The organism is Tenacibaculum agarivorans (assembly GCF_001936575.1).
Lineage (GTDB): Bacteria > Bacteroidota > Bacteroidia > Flavobacteriales > Flavobacteriaceae > Polaribacter > Polaribacter agarivorans.
This window is the reverse complement of sequence record NZ_MSMP01000005.1, coordinates 63,782-80,346: the sequence shown is the minus strand read 5'-3', so window position 1 is coordinate 80,346 and position 16,565 is coordinate 63,782. Positions and strand designations below refer to the sequence as shown.

Annotated in this window: 13 protein-coding genes; 10 read left to right on the top strand and 3 right to left on the bottom strand. The window is 29.2% G+C overall.

Annotated features, from left to right (window positions below):
• Position 1 precedes the first annotated feature (1 nt).
• The 10 genes from BVC87_RS05155 to BVC87_RS05110 all read left to right on the top strand — a co-directional run bounded on the left by BVC87_RS05155 (position 2) and on the right by BVC87_RS05110 (position 13,159).
• Positions 2 to 1,210: a DUF4249 domain-containing protein gene (locus tag BVC87_RS05155; protein ID WP_075341288.1), complete on the top strand. Its 1,209-nt coding sequence runs from the start codon at positions 2 to 4 to the stop codon at positions 1,208 to 1,210.
• 10 nt (positions 1,211 to 1,220) lie between these two features.
• Positions 1,221 to 2,861, top strand: a complete 1,641-nt coding sequence (locus BVC87_RS05150) for a hypothetical protein (RefSeq protein WP_075341287.1) — start codon at positions 1,221 to 1,223, stop codon at positions 2,859 to 2,861.
• A gap of 228 nt (positions 2,862 to 3,089) precedes the next feature.
• A complete protein-coding gene (locus tag BVC87_RS05145) occupies positions 3,090 to 3,779 on the top strand; it encodes a hypothetical protein (RefSeq protein WP_075341286.1) in 690 nt (229 codons plus the stop codon).
• Positions 3,779 to 6,505, top strand: a complete 2,727-nt coding sequence (locus BVC87_RS05140; protein ID WP_075341285.1) for a TonB-dependent receptor — start codon at positions 3,779 to 3,781, stop codon at positions 6,503 to 6,505. Before BVC87_RS05145 ends, BVC87_RS05140 begins: the two co-directional genes overlap by 1 nt.
• A gap of 3 nt (positions 6,506 to 6,508) precedes the next feature.
• The gene (locus tag BVC87_RS05135) at positions 6,509 to 7,723 is read left to right on the top strand and encodes a DUF4249 domain-containing protein (RefSeq protein ID WP_075341284.1); all 1,215 of its coding nucleotides are present in this window, start codon (positions 6,509 to 6,511) and stop codon (positions 7,721 to 7,723) included.
• 12 nt (positions 7,724 to 7,735) lie between these two features.
• Entirely contained in the window at positions 7,736 to 9,391 is a 1,656-nt protein-coding gene (locus tag BVC87_RS05130; RefSeq protein WP_075341283.1) for a hypothetical protein, read from the top strand.
• Between the two features lie 38 nt (positions 9,392 to 9,429).
• Positions 9,430 to 10,014, top strand: coding sequence for an acyl carrier protein phosphodiesterase (locus BVC87_RS05125; protein WP_075341282.1), 585 nt, complete (start codon positions 9,430 to 9,432; stop codon positions 10,012 to 10,014).
• Between the two features lie 38 nt (positions 10,015 to 10,052).
• Positions 10,053 to 11,732: a gamma-glutamyltransferase gene (gene ggt / locus BVC87_RS05120; protein ID WP_075341281.1), complete on the top strand. Its 1,680-nt coding sequence runs from the start codon at positions 10,053 to 10,055 to the stop codon at positions 11,730 to 11,732.
• Positions 11,733 to 11,787: 55 nt separating this feature from the next.
• A complete protein-coding gene (locus tag BVC87_RS05115) occupies positions 11,788 to 12,117 on the top strand; it encodes a YbjQ family protein (RefSeq protein ID WP_075341280.1) in 330 nt (109 codons plus the stop codon).
• 478 nt (positions 12,118 to 12,595) lie between these two features.
• Positions 12,596 to 13,159, top strand: coding sequence for a TVP38/TMEM64 family protein (locus BVC87_RS05110; protein WP_075341279.1), 564 nt, complete (start codon positions 12,596 to 12,598; stop codon positions 13,157 to 13,159).
• A 158-nt stretch (positions 13,160 to 13,317) separates the two neighbouring features.
• On the opposite strand, the gene BVC87_RS05105 is transcribed toward BVC87_RS05110, so the two are convergent.
• The 3 genes from BVC87_RS05105 to BVC87_RS05095 all read right to left on the bottom strand — a co-directional run bounded on the left by BVC87_RS05105 (position 13,318) and on the right by BVC87_RS05095 (position 16,344).
• The gene (locus tag BVC87_RS05105) at positions 13,318 to 13,710 is read right to left on the bottom strand and encodes an FEKKY domain-containing protein (RefSeq protein ID WP_075341278.1); all 393 of its coding nucleotides are present in this window, start codon (positions 13,708 to 13,710) and stop codon (positions 13,318 to 13,320) included.
• 24 nt (positions 13,711 to 13,734) lie between these two features.
• Positions 13,735 to 14,454 carry a DUF7003 family protein gene (locus BVC87_RS05100; protein WP_083629284.1) on the bottom strand — a complete coding sequence of 240 codons (720 nt, stop codon included), beginning with the start codon at positions 14,452 to 14,454 and terminating at the stop codon, positions 13,735 to 13,737.
• 324 nt (positions 14,455 to 14,778) lie between these two features.
• The gene (locus BVC87_RS05095) at positions 14,779 to 16,344 is read right to left on the bottom strand and encodes a hypothetical protein (RefSeq protein ID WP_075341277.1); all 1,566 of its coding nucleotides are present in this window, start codon (positions 16,342 to 16,344) and stop codon (positions 14,779 to 14,781) included.
• Positions 16,345 to 16,565: the final 221 nt, after the last annotated feature.

The following is a 16,565-nucleotide window of genomic DNA, read 5'->3' as shown; positions in this document are numbered from 1 at the left end:
TATGAAAAATTATAAAATACAAATCGTTTCAGTATTCAGTTTCATGTTGATCTCTATAATAGGTTGTATAGAACCTTTTGAAACTACTAATTTAACTTTTGAAGATGTTTTAGTTATTGAAGGTAGATTAACCAATGAAAATAAATTTCATACCATTAAATTATCAAGAACTTTTCAAATAGACTCTACTGATCCTAGCCCTGAAAGAAATGCTAAAGTCTCTGTTATAGAAGATGGCACTATTGTACATAATTTTACAGAACAAGAAGCGGGAGTCTATACAACAGATAATAGTTTTTCAGCTAAAGCAAATACCATTTACCAATTAAAAATTGAAACTCAAAATGGGAAAACATATAGCTCTACAGATCAAAATCTTACTGAAACTGCTGAAGTAGAAGCTATAAATTTTAAAGTAACTAAAAAACAGTTTGAAGATGAAGATGAAGTAGAAATAACTGTCAATTCATTTAGTAATAATGCTGATGCTAAATATTTTTTCTATGAATATGAGGAAACCTACCAAATTGTTTCACGTTTTTGGAGTTCTTTTACATTGGATACATCTGTTTACCCTCCATTAGCAGTAAAGAGAGCTGATCCTGAATTTGGAAGAGTGTGCTATGGAACTAATGTTTCTAGTGAAATTTTACAAGCAGAAACTTCCAATTTATCTGAAAACAGAGTTGTCGATTTTAAAATACGTTCTATTCCTCCTACAGATTTTATATTAAGAGATCGCTATAGTATCCTTGTAAAGCAATATGTTCAAACATTAAATGCTTACAGCTATTTTGAAATTTTAGATAAGTTTTCTACTTCAGAAAATGTATTTGCTCAAAGTCAGGTTAGCTTTATTCAAGGAAACATTTTTTCGGATACTGATCCAGAAGAAAAAGTAATTGGTTTCTTCGAAGTGAATTCAGTAGCTACTAAGCGCCTTTTCTTTAATAAAGAAGATGTTCTACAAAATCAATTTAGCGACTTTCCTGAAACCTGTGAGCCAAGAGTAATTCCAAAATTTGGGAATTTTGGAAGTAGACCTTTAGAAGAAGCTATACAAGAAGGATATATATTTTATAATTTTGGAGATTCTGGACTTACTGATGTTGATGATATGAATGACTTACCATTTGTTATGGTAAAAAGACCTTGTGGAGATTGTACTGTTTTTGGCTCTAATGTAAAACCCGATTTTTGGATCGACTAAAAATTAACTCATGAATAAGAAACTTTTATCAACACTATTTATTTTTATAAATGCATTATTAATTGGGCAATCTGAAAATTTCGTTGACAATTTAAAAGCATTACCCCAAGAAAAAATTTATGTCCACGCAAATTCGAACTTTTTATTAACCGGAGAAAAACTCTATTATACATTATATAATTTTTTGGAAGGAAAAGATGAGCTTTCTAAAATTAGTAAAATCGCTTATGTAGAATTACTTAATTCTGAGAATAAAAGTGTTATTAAACAACAGATAAATCTGAAAGATGGTTTAGGCTCTGGTGATTTTTTTATTGACCCAAATTTAAACTCTGAAACCTACAAGTTAATCGCTTACACACAATGGATGAAAAATGAAAACATCTTCTTTGAAGAGAATATTTTTATTATTAATCCTTTTAAAAGTAATGATCTAATTAGTAAAACGTCAACTTCCGCGGAAGGTTTAAAAAGAAACAATACCTTAAAAACATACACAAAAAGAGAAAAAGTGAATCTATCTTTAAAAGATAAGCTTAAAGATGGTAAATACTCTATTTCTATAAAACAAACAAATAACAAAATACCCAATAAAACAACAAGTGTTAACTTTTCTAAAAACCAATACCAAAAAATCAAAAACAATAGTTTTTACTTACCCGAAGTAAGAGGTAATTTAATTCATGGTAAAATAAAATCTAAAGATTCATTATACAGTGTTTCAGATGTAAAAATAGGCTTATCTGTAGTTAATGATGATACTTTTTCTAGAAGTGGTGTTACTAATGAAAAAGGTGAATTTTATTTTAATCTAAAAGACATTAGTGCTTCAAAAATCCTTCTTCAAGTTTTTGATGAAACTAGGGATAAATACGAAATCAAGTTGATCACAAATAATACCATAGATAAGAAGTTTGATAATTTTACTAAAATCGATCTAGACAACAACTTAATTGAAGCTATAAAAGACAGAGCTTTCTACTTACAAGTAGAAAACGCTTACAAACAAATTAAACAGGACACATTAATAGCATTATCAAAATCAAAATCTAGCTTCGACGAAAGAAAAGAAACTTTTTTATTAGATGATTATAAACGATTTAAAACTGTTAAAAAAACAATTATTGAAGTTTTAGAAAGCGTTTTTTATACTAAAGAAGGTGAAACATATTCTTTGCATGTTAGAGAACCTAATGCTAAAACGCAAAAATTTCTACCAACACTGTTAATTGTAGATGGATATATTGTTTATGATCATAATCAATTATTTGATATTGATCCAAAAAAAATAGAAAGCATAGCTGTGGTTAGAGATAAATATGTATTTGGAGGACAAATTTGTCAAGGATTAATTGATGTAAAAACATTTAAACAAGAATTCATCCCTCAATCAGATTACATTAAAAGTTTTGATATCGTTAAAGCTCAACTACCTAAAAAATACTATTTTGAGACATATCAAAACACTAGTAAAAAGCAACGTATTCCAGATTATAGAACACAATTATATTGGAATCCCAATATAGATGTATCAAAAAATCAGGTTGTTTTTTATACCTCAGATGTTATAGGTGATTTTGAGATAGAAATTGAAGGTTTTACACAAAATGGCGAACCTATTTCTTATAAAGAATATTTTAGTGTAAAATAATAAGAATTTTATCTAGCTATAATCCCCATAAGAGCTACGTAAAACACAGTTATTTTTTAATAACTGTGTTTTTTTATTTTATTCTTTCACTTTCGACACAACAAAACTAACGATACTTCATATTAATTCTCATTTTATGAAAACAAAATAGCAAAATAAGTACTTATCGTTTTTTACTACGTGTTAATTTTTAAATTGCATAGTAATTAACCAAGCTAAAAATCTGATATGAAGAAGTTAACCATCTTCTTTCTCAGTGTGCTTTTTCTCCAAAACTTATTAAGTCAGGACACAAAGCAACACGAATTACTTTATTCTCTTTTAGATAATACTATAAATAATGTAAACACAAAATTAAGTTATGGTACTGTTTATAAGGAAAAATATATAAAAAGAAGTAAGGAAACTCATAATTTTTTTAAAACAAACGTATTCCAAAAAGGAAGTATAACATATAGAAATGAAATTTTCTATAACGTTTTTATAAAATATGATATCGTAGACGATTATGTTGTTCTAAAAATCTCAAATTTAAATCAACATATATCAATTATACCTGAAAAGGAATTTGTGGAAAATTTTAAAATTGGAGCAACTTCTTTCATTAAAACCAAGCCATATGGATTTATAGAAAAAATAGCTTCAAATAAACATTATTCTCTTTTCAGAAAGCATCGCAAAGTGAGTAAAGATAATCAAGATAAAAACTTTGTACATCACACATTCAAAAAGGAAAAAGATCTATATATTCTTCAAAAAGATGAACAATATACGATTGTAAAGTCTAAAAGAGATTTTATAAAAATCTTTCCAGAAAAGAAAAAAGTAATTTCAAAATTCTTCCAAAAACACAAAAAACAACTCAAAAACGACTTCAAAGAATTTAGTATAGAACTCATGAAAGTAATATATGAATAATGAAAAAAAAGCTACTCTTCATATTAACTAGTCTATTATTTTCCATAGCTCAATCGCAAGAAAAAGAAAAAAGAATTACACTAGAAGCTGAAAATGTAACAGCTATAGAAATCTTTAAATTGATTCAAAAAAACACTAATTATCATTTTTATTTCTTAGACGAATGGTTTACAAAAAAAACATACTCAATATCTTATAACAACTCAAAAATTGAAAAAGTCTTAGATGATCTTTTACAAACAAGCAATATTAATTATTACATTTTAGAAGAATTTAAAATCATTTTAACTAAAGGAAATTTAATTAAAAAAAGTGTCTATGAAAACAGTGATAATACTACACAAATAGACTCACCTATTTTTGTAAATTCTTCTGTTGACATAAAAAATGAGTATATAAAAATTGGAAAAGAAACTGATAATAAAAAAGAAAAGTACATTTTAACAGGTATTATCACTAATGATAAAACAGGTGTACCCCTTGAGGGCGTAACCATAATTGGTAGTCAAAAAAGTAATTATACAACTACTGATAAAAACGGACAGTTTAAATTAAACCTCTCCTACGGTGAGAATCAAATAGAAACCATTTTTAGTGGATTCAAAAATGAAACCAAAAAATTAATTATTTACAATAATGGTATACTTAATTTCTCTATTAACGAAATATCCGAACAATTGGATGAAGTTGTTATTAACGCTAATAAAACTAAAAATATAAGGCAGACTATAGCTGGAATTAGTAGTATTAAAGCTAAAGACATTAAAACTATTCCGACTATTTTAGGAGAAAGAGATATTTTAAAAGTTGCTATTACTTTGCCCGCAATTAAATCAGCAGGAGAAGGATCTGAAGGCGTAAATGTAAGAGGTGGAAAAGTAGACCAGAACTTATTTTTATTAGATAATGGCGTAATTTATAACCCTACACACTTTTTAGGATTATTTTCAGCTATTAATCCATTTACTACAAATAATTTAAAAGTATATACTGGAAATATTCCAGCAGAATATGGAGGAAGACTGTCTTCTGTTTTTGACATACAAACAAATGACCCTAACACAAAAAAGCTTTCTGGTGAAGCTTCTGTAGGTCCAGTTACTGGAAATGTCAACATAGATATACCAATTATTAATAATACATCTGGTTTAGTATTAGGTGCAAGAAGTACATATTCTGATTGGATATTAGACCTTATAGATAATGAAGATATTAAAAATAGTAGTGTTTCTTTTTTTGATGTGATTGCCAAGTACAAGCATACTATAAATGAAAAAAATTCTTTACAAGTAACAGGATACCACAGCAGAGATCAATATCAAATTGCATCAGATACCATAAATGAATACGGAAATACTTTAGTCTCTTTAAACTGGAAACATAAATTTAATGCTAAAAACACAGGAGACTTAACGCTTTCTAATAGTAATTATACTTTTAATATAGATTATGAAGGTGACGATACTAATAAAGGGTTTAATTTGAAATATCGTATCAATGAAACAGATTTAAAACTCTTAATGAAATATAAATATTCCGCAAAGCATGATTTTAAATATGGGTTAGAATTTAAACTATATACAATAAATCCAGGGTCTATACTTCCTAATGGAGAAAATTCTGAAACTATACCACTTAATATATCACAAGAAAAAGCATTAGAGAATAGTTTGTTTGTATTAGATGAAATTAAGATCAATAAAAAACTAAACTTTAATCTTGGGCTAAGATTGAATCAGTTTTTAGCTTTAGGACCTTCTTCAGAAAGAATTTACGAAAGTGATCTTCCTAAAAATGAATCAACATTAGTAAACACAATTAATCACGATAACAATTCTATTTATAAAACATATCATAATCTAAGCTACAGAATTTCTGGAAGATATTCTTTTACCAATAGTTTTTCTGTTAAAGCTGGATATAATAAATCATTTCAATATATACATCGATTAAATAACAATACAACTGCTACACCTGTAGATACTTGGAGGCTTTCTGATTCTAATATAAAACCTCAAGAAGGATCTCAGTTATCTCTAGGTCTTTTTAAAAATATTGAAGACAATAATTACGAATTTAGTTTAGAAGGGTATTTTAAAGAATATAACAATCTACTAGACTATAAAATAGGTGCTAATTTGTTATTAAATGAAAATATTGAAACTGAAGTAATTCAAGGAAAAGGAAAATCTTATGGTGTAGAATTTTTATTCAGAAAAAATAATGGTCGCTTAAACGGTTGGTTGGGATACAGTTATTCTAGATCTCTAATTCAGTTAAATAGTATGTTTGATGAAGAAAGGGTGAATAATGGTAACTTTTTTCCAACTAATTACGATATACCGCATGATGTTAATGCTGTTTTAAATTATAAATTTACTAAGCGATATAGTTTATCTGTAAACTTCACCTATCAAACAGGTAAACCTATTACCTATCCTACAGGAAAATTTATAATTAACGATATAGAGTTTTTAACCTACAGTAATAGAAATCAGTTTAGAATACCTGATTACTATAGAATGGATGTCGGAATAAATATTGAAGGAAATCATAAAATAAAAAAATTCGCTCATAGTTTTTGGAACATCTCTGTATACAATGTTTTGGGTAGAAATAACCCTTACTCTGTCTTTTTTGAATCTGTTAATGGAAATGTACAAAGCTATCAAAACTCTATCTTTTCTGTTCCCATTCCAACTATTACCTATAATTTTAAATTCTAAAAAATGAAAAAGCGTCAACACTACTTTTACTTTTTATTAGTTATCTTTCTAATTACGAATTGTACACAGCTTTTAGAAATTGATAATATAACACTGGAAGAAAACATCGTAGTTAAAGCAATTTTAACTAATGAAGTTAAAAATCATACGGTAGTACTTTCAAATACTATACAAATTGATGCTACTGAACCTAATCCTTTGGAAAATGCTACAGTATTTATTACTGATGATACTGGTACAGTATATAATTTTCAAGAAAATGAAAATGGCGAGTATACTTCTATCACTCAATTTGCTGCTGAATCTTCCAAATCATATACATTACACATAGAAACTCCGAAAGGAATAAAGTACAAATCCTCTTCAGAACAATTGCCTACAACTTCAGAAATTAATCATCTTGATTTTGATGTTGAATCAGACGATAATAATCAACGAGTAGTAGTGATTAAGGTAAATAGTATTCTCACAAATCAAAATGCTAATTATTATAGATATACTTATGACGAAACTTATAAAGTAAGGGCTATTCATTGGAGTCCTAGAAGAATTAAACTTCTTTCCGAAAATCCATATTCCTTTACTACTGAAGATAAAGATCCCGATATAGACGGTGTAGGTTTCTGCTATGGTAATCAAAAAATTAAAAAAATTATGGTTACTGAAACTAAAACATTGGCCGAAGATCGTGTTGCTGCTTTTCCTATTAGAACAATTCCTTTAGATAGTTATATTATTGGTTTACGATACAGTATTAAAGTAGATCAATATGTCTTGAATAAAAATACCTACGATTATTATGAATTATTAAGTACATTTTCAGATCCTGATCAGATTTTTTCTCAAGTACAATTAGGAAATATTCCTAGTAATATTAGTGCAGAAACAAATATATCTAATGCTAAAGTCTCTGGATTTTTTGAAGTTTCCTCAGTATATTCCAAACGTTTCTATATCAATAGAAAAGATATTACTACAACAGATTTCACAAACTACGTAACAACTTCTGCTTGTTTAGATAGGCCTAACCCACTTATAGAAGATCAGTTTGGACGCTCTCCGCTATTAAACCTACTAGAAAATGGATATATTCATTTTACCAATAACCCTTCTAATGATCCTCTTGACAGTAATCAACCTTATATTTTAATCGGAAAATCATGTGGCGATTGTACTCGAGTTGGTCAACCTGTAGCTCCAAGTTTTTGGATAGATTAAACATTATTACTAATGAAAATAATTACATTTTTACTCCTCGCTATCGTTTCGATTTCATATTCACAATCGGAGTCTATTTCTACAATCGATTTATCCAAATTTCCTAAAGAACAGATATCAGTTCATTACAATAATGAATTTCTTGTTACTGGGGAAAAACTGTATTATAAGATTTATTGCTTTAATCAAAATCATAAACTCTCAAATTACAGTAAAATAGCCTATATAGAGTTATTATCTTCAGAAAACACTTCTGTTTTAAAACAAAAAATAGCGTTAGAAAAAGGAATAGGTTATGGTGATTTTTTTATCAATCCTTCTCTAAAAACAGATACCTATACATTAATTTGCTATACCCAATGGATGAAAAACTACACAAATTACTTCGAAAATTCCATTGTTATTATCAATCCCTTTTCAGATAGAATAGTTGCGCAGTCAGATCAAGAAATCATATCAAAAAAGAACACTATTTTAACTACAAGTGAACAAATTTCTACTGATAAAACAATATATCAAAAAAGAGAGAAAGTACTTTTGAATTTAGAAAAAATCAAAACGTTACAAATTGATAAATTCTCAATATCCGTAAGAAAAAAAGATAATTTTCATCTTAATTTAAAAAACCAAAAGAACGCCGATTTTGACAAAATAACATATCAAAACACTATGTTTCTACCAGAACTAAGAGGAAATCTAATCAAAGGAAAAATAGAAAGCAACAACAACAAAAATGTAGCTAACAAATTAATTTCCTTATCAATAGATCATAGTCATTTACCTTTAATTGCCACAACAAATACTATTGGAGAATTTTATTTCAATATTCCTAATGTGAATAGTCAAAAAGTTTACATCCAAATCCTTGATACTAATGCTTCGGATTTTAGTATCAAACTAAAAGAAGACCAAGGAATTAAAAAAGAAAATGATAACTCCTCACCAATCAAACTAACTCAAAACAACATAAATACAATAAAAGAACGTAGTATTTATGCTCAAATAGAAAACGCGTATTATACCGTAAAAGAAGATATCATTTTACCCTTGGTATATAATGACTCGCTACTTAACCATAAAAAAACAACATATCGATTAGATGATTATAAACGATTTAAAACATTGCAAGAAACTTTTGTTGAAATAATTAGTAGTGCAAAAATTAGGCGTATCGATCAAAAACAAGAGATTATAGTCCCTTCTGGAGATACTAAAGCTACAGGTGCAGTAGGTAATATTCCTTCACTACTGATTGTTGATGGTCATATTGTATATGATCATGATAGTTTTTTGAATTATGATTGTAGTAAAATCAGCTCAATCTCTGTAATTAATCAGAAATACTGCTACGGCAATTCTATTTATCAAGGTATTACTTTTATCAACACTTTTAAAAAAGATTACGTTCCAGTTTCAAATTCCATTCAAGAATTTAAAATAATGAATATTCAACCTAAAAAGAAGTACTTCTTTCAAGAGCATAACAAGATCAACATGCAAGTTCCTGATTATAGAACACAATTATATTGGGATCCTAATGTAGACTCCACTAAAAATGAAATTGTTTTTTATACTTCAGATGTTACAGGTGAATTTCAAATAGAAATTAAAGGATTTACACCAAAAGGAGATCCTCTTTCATTTAAAGAATATTTTAGTGTTAAGTAATAGGAAAACCATTATCTTTTTTTGCTTACATTTATGCAATGAATTTTCTAGCTCATCTCTATTTATCTCCAAATAATGTGCAAATAATGATTGGCAATTTTATAGCTGATCATGTAAAAGGAAATAAGTTTAAGCACTATCCAGAAGACATACAAAAAGGAATTTACCTACATAGAGCTATAGATACATTCACAGATGCCAATACAATTGTACGTAAAAGTAAACGACGTTTACATGAGCGATATGGCTTGTATAGCGGCGTTATTATCGATATTTTTTACGATCATTTTTTAGCTAAGAACTGGGGAGATTATTCTCAAATTCCATTAGATATTTATACCGATAGTATTTATCAACTTTTAGAAAAGAATAAAGAAATATTACCAGAAAAAACACAAGAATTACTACCCTATATGATTCAATACAACTGGTTATATAATTATCAGTTTATTGATGGTATTCAAGATGTTCTAAACGGAATGAACCGACGTACGAAAGGGAGGTCTAAAATGAATTTAGCTATTGAAGATTTAAAATTACGTTATTCAGATCTTGAAAATGATTTTCAAACTTTTATGATAGAATTAATCGACTTCGTAACTACAGAAATCGATAAAAAATAATACATTTCAACCAAACACTACCTAATAACTTCAACCTTATGAAACAAAGTTTTACAATTCTTTTATTTATTTTATTACTCACCAATTGTAAAAAACAACCTGAAATTGGTCTAATTACAGAAAAAGCTATAGTAGTTTCTGCTAGAAAAGAAGCTTCTAAAATAGGAGCTGATATTCTAAAAAAAGGAGGAAATGCTTTTGATGCTATGGTTGCTACTGAATTGGCGTTAGCTGTTGCTTTTCCATATGCAGGAAACATTGGTGGTGGTGGATTTATGGTCTATCGAAAAAATAATGGAGAAATTGGTGCTTTAGACTATAGAGAAAAAGCTCCTCTTGCCGCTACTAAAGATATGTATTTGGATTCTTTAGGAAATGTAATTCCCGATAAAAGTACATTAGGAGCTATGGCTGTTGGAATTCCAGGTACAGTTGCAGGTGTTTTTGCTACTCATCAAAAATTTGGGACACTACCTATGAAAGAAATTATACAACCTGTTATTGACTTAGCCAAAAAAGGAGTTGTAGTGACTCAAAAACAAGAAAAGCGTTTAATAAAACATACACCAGGTTTTAGAAAAGCAAACTCCAAAAAAATACTATTAGATAATAACTGGAAAAAAGGTGATACTATAAAGTACATATCTTTAGCTGAAACATTAACACGAATTCAACAAAATGGTCGTGATGAGTTTTATAAAGGTGAAACTGCAAAAACCTTAGCTAAATTCATGCAAGAGAATGGTGGAATAATTACCGAAGAGGACTTAGCTACCTATGAAGCAAAATGGAGAACGCCAATAGTGTTTACATACGATGATTTAAAAATTATTTCAATGTCTCCTCCTTCTAGCGGAGGAATTTGTTTAGCGCAAATCATGAACGCTATAGAACCTTATGATTTAGCTGCATATGGGCATAATTCAACAAAATCAATTCAAGTAATTACTGAAGCAGAACGAAGAGCCTATGCAGATAGAAGTCATTTTCTTGGGGATCCTGATTTTGTAAATATTCCTAAGGAAACTTTAATTAGTAAAACCTATAGTAGTTCAAGAATGGAAAGTTTTTCTTTTGACAAAGCTACCTCTTCTAATACCATTTCTCATGGTAGCATTACATTTTCAGAAAGCAATGAAACTACCCACTACTCTATTGTTGATCAATTTGGGAATGCTGTTTCGGTAACTACAACAATTAATGCCGCTTTTGGTTCAAAACTATATTGCAGCGAATTAGGTTTCTTCTTGAATAATGAAATGGACGATTTTAGCAGTAAACCGGGTACTCCAAATATGTTTGGATTAGTTGGTGCTGAAGCAAATAAAATTGAACCTAAAAAAAGAATGTTAAGTTCTATGACACCAACTATTATTGAGAAGAATGGAAATCTATTTATGGTTGTAGGTACCCCAGGAGGTTCAACGATTATTACTTCAGTTTTACAGACTATTCTAAATGTCCACGAATACAATATGGGAATGCAAGAAGCGGTGAATCAACCACGCTTTCATCACCAATGGCTACCTGATGATATTAAAATGGAGCCTAATGGTTTTTCTGAAAATATTAAAAATGAACTCAAAGCATTGGGATATATTCTAGACGAAACAAATTCACCCGTAATTGGTAAAGTTGATGCTATTTTGGTATTACCTGATGGAAGATTGGAGGCTGGTGCAGATCATAGAGGTGATGATACTGCTGTTGGTTTCTAAATTTGAAAATGTAACAAAATATTATTTTTAAATACTAATAGTAAAAACAACACCTATGATTTTAACAACAACTAACTCTATAGAAGGACATAAAATAACGGAATATAAAGGAATAGTTACTGGTATTTCTTACAACTCTTCTTACACCTATAAAGGAACTAAAATGTCTTTTAAAGATATGTTTAGTATGAAAAAGTACTATGAAGCTTATGAATTAGGATTAGCCAATATAAAAGAAGAGGCTTTTCAAAAATTAAGAGATAATGCTAAAGCATTATATGCAGATGCTGTAGTAGGTATTAAAGTAGATATTGAAACTGTATCCAATTCATCAGTACTTGTTGTTTCTGTAACAGGAACTGCGGTACGTATTTCACCTAATTAATTCTTAAATAATTGTATACTGAATATGAGAAACAAAAGAGGCTATCTGAAAAGTAATTTTCAAGTGTCTTTACGAAAAATTTTAATTTTGAAGTAATCTTATTATTAGCAATTCAGCTTAAAAAGATTCCTTCATTTCACCTGTCTTGAGCGAGTCGAAAGGTTCGGAATGACTAATTTTCAGGTAGCCTCTTTTTCTTATTTAACGTAAATTTTAGACACGAAATTCTTATCAGTTCAAGTGATTTTACTGGTGATTGAGTTTATCGAAATCAAAAGTAAAATCGTTTTATATAGCTTTTATTTAGTATTACTTTCTGCTTTATTACTATTCTTCCCTCCTCTTCTAATATTTTACTAATCATCATTGACGCTTTAATTTTTCAGAGTGAAGTAACATTTTTTTTCACTAATCGTCTTATCTATTAAACTCTAGCAATAGAATACAATTGCGCAATTAACCATTTAGTAGAAAAACTATGTTAAAGACCGGAAAAAAAATCTTTTATATACTCTGGGGAGTATTACTTATCTACCTCTTATATCGTTATGTAAAAAACCCTGAAATATTCTCTGTACACTACATTAAAAACTTTATAAGCTCTTATAAAGGACAAATAATGCTGGTTTATGTTATTATTTCATTTGTTAGAGGTTTTTTCTTGATACCAAGTACTCCTTTTGTTATTGCTGGCGCACTACTCTTTCCTGATAAATTATTTCTTGTATTGATTATTTCTATGGTTGGCATCATGTTATCTGCTACCTCACTATATTACTTTGCTGATATTTTAGGATTTAGTGAATACCTAGAAAAAAAATATCCAAAAAAGGTAAAAAAATGGGAACGTAAGTTACAAAGCTCTAAAGCTACATTTTTAGTATTGGGATGGTCATTCTTCCCACTAGTTCCAACAGATATTATATGCTATGTTGCTGGCATCATAAAAATGCCATTTAAATATATGTTTACAGGTGTTTTTTTAGGAGAGTTAGTATTAGTTACGTTCTATGTATATTCTGGTTCAATGTTGGGGTTGTAAATTAGAAATTATATAATTAAGCGCTTCAACACTATTGGTAAGATTCCATTCTTTTGGTAGATTGGGGAAATCATAAAAATTAATTATTACTCATGAAAAATAGATTAAGAACTAGTGGAATCGAAATTTGTTTTTGAATACGATTAAATTAGATATAATCATTCTAACATATTATTTTTAATCAGTAATTCCATTTCAGCATGATACTCTTTTTGCCAATCCTCTCCATTCTTTTTATTCAGATATTTTATAATTTGAGCATTATATAATTTTATACCACGAATCTGAGGTGTCGTAACAACACAACTAATATTCGATTCATGAAACCCATATTTCTCTTTAAGTGAAATACAGGGTACTCCACAAGGGTAAAGTGACCTTCCACATGACACAATCCTTGGTGAATCTCTCCATATATCAATCTTAGCTGTTAAGTAGTTAAATCGAGTAAAAAATCCGAATTGCCAAAATAAAACTCCAATAATTAAGAATCTAATTCCAATTTTAAATGTCTTTCTATATTTAATATAAGATGTTTTGAATAGATCCATACAGGATTAGTGTCTTTTTATTTATTATAAAGCTCCACCTTCAGGCCAATTTTTCCAATGATTATTTGGCTGTTTTGTCGGTTTATAAAATTCATCTAGTCCAGTTTCCAAAACTCTTGCTATTTGTTTAAAAGTTTCATTATTACTTGGAATTTCAGAATTCGCACAATCAGGATGATTCCATTCTGTTAATTCCATAATTTTTGGTAAGTCTAAAGGAATTCGTGCACGTATTTCATTTTCTGTGGCCTCAAATTCATTATTATATTCAGGTTCTAAGCCTCTCAAAAATTCCCAAACGAAAATTTTGTCATTTTCTTCAAGTTCAATTCCTTTTTTTAAATAAAATTCAGGATCATGGTTAACAATAATTTCTTTATCTCTCAAAATCATTGTTTTCGTTTCAGGATTCAAACTTTCTAGATATTCCTCATCAAAAGTCAGATGTTCAGGCGCATTATCTGTTATAAACAAGAAATTATCGTTATCCGTTCCTGGTTTAGTAGAAATACAATTACCAAAAATGTGTAAACAATTTGAGATTCCATTATGTCCACCACCTCTATAATTAAATCCAATTACTTCTATTATTAAGGCCCATCTTTTTTCATCACGGTATGCACTTAATTTAGAATGAACAGGATAAATATATCCATTATCTAACATTGGAAATGTAAAATCCTCTGCACATTTGTCGAGTTGTTCTAAAATATCTTCTGATGAATATTCTTTTCTCTTTTTCAATCTGAAAATGTTTATTTTATGTATTATTACTTTTTATTTCAGTAAGCATTACTTGCACCAAAAATACAACAAACTTTCGTTTGATCATTTAATCAATAAGATTACAGATATATTAGCTGTTTTTGACTAAAAATTTGATCTGCACTTCCTTCTATACTTAAATAAAAAACTATTTTACAGTCAATTAAACTTAACCCATCATAAATCTTTTTTCATAAATCTCTTATTTTAAAGATAAAAAACAATTCAATAAATTAAAATATTTAATTATAAAATAAAAAAAGCCTGTTACCAGGCTTTTTCATCTTAATAAACATATAGCTATTAGTGTTGTGGTATACCAGCATTTCCATCAGGAATAGCCGTGTATAGTTCAACACTTTTAATAGGTCCAGCCTCTCGTTGTCCATTAACCATTGTAGTACTTCTTACCGTAGTTAAGCAAGTATTTCCTTTTCCTCCGTCAGTTCCCAAAGAAAGAATCACCTCATCCTCATTTTCATCAATAAACCCTACAATATACATTAAAGGAACAACGGTTAAAGTTGTATACGTTGTACCATGATATTCAATTTCAGAGTTACTATTAATTACAATCGTTTCAGTAGACGACGCAGTAACTTTCATTGAAGCTCCAGAGAATCCCATCAATGGCACTACATTCAATAAGCTTTCTCCTGTGAACTGAGCCACATTATAACTTCCTGAAATACTCACTACCGAACCATAGTAACTTCCTGAATTTGGATACGCGCTTTCATATTGACGTGTGAAGTTTATTTTTAGCGTACTACCCACAGGATCAGTAATTGGAATTGTAAGTTCCCAGCTATTTCCATTTTGTACAAAGGTCATAGTTTCATCAAAGGTATAAATTGTTGATGAAGTACCGTCTAAAGAAACTCCAAGAGTAACTGTGTATGCAGTTGAACCGTTTTCGACAGTTTTATATTCTCCTTCTATTGATATAAATGCATTATTAAATACCTGAGAACTTGAATTGATATGATAGAATCCAGCAAACTTTGCTAATTCTTCGCTTGCTGCATTTGTTCCCTTTACAGGTTTCTTAACTGGAGTTGCTGTTACCGTTTGTAACGAGCGAGGAATAGATAATTGTGTATTTTTCAATGAAAAAAGATCATTACACACCATTCCTCCTTCAGCTGAAGTTCCCATGATAATACTATAATTAAATAGACCATCTAAAGAACTGAAAGAGAATACATACATATTAAGATTATATACGAAAACATCCACATTCTGAAGGCTACCTCCACTACCACCTACATTGGTATAGTTGTACTGAAGTGTATTGTCCGTTCCTATTTTAAGGATTTCATCTCCTTTTCCTTTGTTTTCATGGTAAGTACCTGCGTACATAGCCATAGGAATTGGATTGTTATACGTTTCCCCATTAATTTCTATAATCTCTTGACTGACACCGTGAGTTATTTTACCCTCAAAAGATGAAGTAATTAATTGGCTACTGTCTTTACGTGTAAACTCAAGGGTAAAACTTGGGACATCACTATTTAGATCCGTTTGAGCTATAAGAGTAGTTCCTGCCCATGTTATGGTCTTGAAAGCCTTATCTGGACCAGTAAGATGATATAAGCTAGAAGTAACACCATCTGGTGAATAGATTAATGCTACGTGAGGAGTTACCTCACCATTTTTAACCACTAGGTTAGTATCAATAGTTAGAAATGCTCCTGTGCTATTAAGTGCATAATACCCATTAAATGAGAGTAAAGGTTCCGCTTCACCAATTGGATTTACATATGGAGCATCACTCTTTGCTATCTTTAGTAAATAATTATGTAATTCAGTAGTTTGTTCTGCAGATTTGCTTGTAGTTTGAACAGATGGAATAGTAAGATTTGACATAGTTAGAAGTATTATGCTGCAGTAGCAGCTGATTATTAAATTCTTTACCAAATTTCAAAAGATCAGTTCAACAGAATAAAAAAAATGTAACAAGGCTTTACATTACTACCATAAGATAGGCTAAATCTAGTATATAAATAATTTAATTTTTACAGATTTTAAGAATCAGAAAACCTACAAATACTTTGAAGTATATTATCTTTGGGTTTTTAGCACCATTT

Excerpts from the sequence above, each read along its gene's own strand:
- BVC87_RS05150 (WP_075341287.1), top strand. The coding sequence starts at position 1,221 with ATGAATAAGAAACTTTTATCAACACTATTTATTTTTATAAATGCATTA.
- BVC87_RS05130 (WP_075341283.1), top strand. The coding sequence starts at position 7,736 with ATGAAAATAATTACATTTTTACTCCTCGCTATCGTTTCGATTTCATAT.
- BVC87_RS05110 (WP_075341279.1), top strand. The coding sequence starts at position 12,596 with ATGTTAAAGACCGGAAAAAAAATCTTTTATATACTCTGGGGAGTATTA.
- BVC87_RS05105 (WP_075341278.1), bottom strand. The coding sequence starts at position 13,710 with ATGGATCTATTCAAAACATCTTATATTAAATATAGAAAGACATTTAAA.
- BVC87_RS05140 (WP_075341285.1), top strand. The coding sequence starts at position 3,779 with ATGAAAAAAAAGCTACTCTTCATATTAACTAGTCTATTATTTTCCATA.
- BVC87_RS05125 (WP_075341282.1), top strand. The coding sequence starts at position 9,430 with ATGAATTTTCTAGCTCATCTCTATTTATCTCCAAATAATGTGCAAATA.
- ggt (WP_075341281.1), top strand. The coding sequence starts at position 10,053 with ATGAAACAAAGTTTTACAATTCTTTTATTTATTTTATTACTCACCAAT.
- BVC87_RS05115 (WP_075341280.1), top strand. The coding sequence starts at position 11,788 with ATGATTTTAACAACAACTAACTCTATAGAAGGACATAAAATAACGGAA.
- BVC87_RS05095 (WP_075341277.1), bottom strand. The coding sequence starts at position 16,344 with ATGTCAAATCTTACTATTCCATCTGTTCAAACTACAAGCAAATCTGCA.
- BVC87_RS05135 (WP_075341284.1), top strand. The coding sequence starts at position 6,509 with ATGAAAAAGCGTCAACACTACTTTTACTTTTTATTAGTTATCTTTCTA.
- BVC87_RS05155 (WP_075341288.1), top strand. The coding sequence starts at position 2 with ATGAAAAATTATAAAATACAAATCGTTTCAGTATTCAGTTTCATGTTG.
- BVC87_RS05145 (WP_075341286.1), top strand. The coding sequence starts at position 3,090 with ATGAAGAAGTTAACCATCTTCTTTCTCAGTGTGCTTTTTCTCCAAAAC.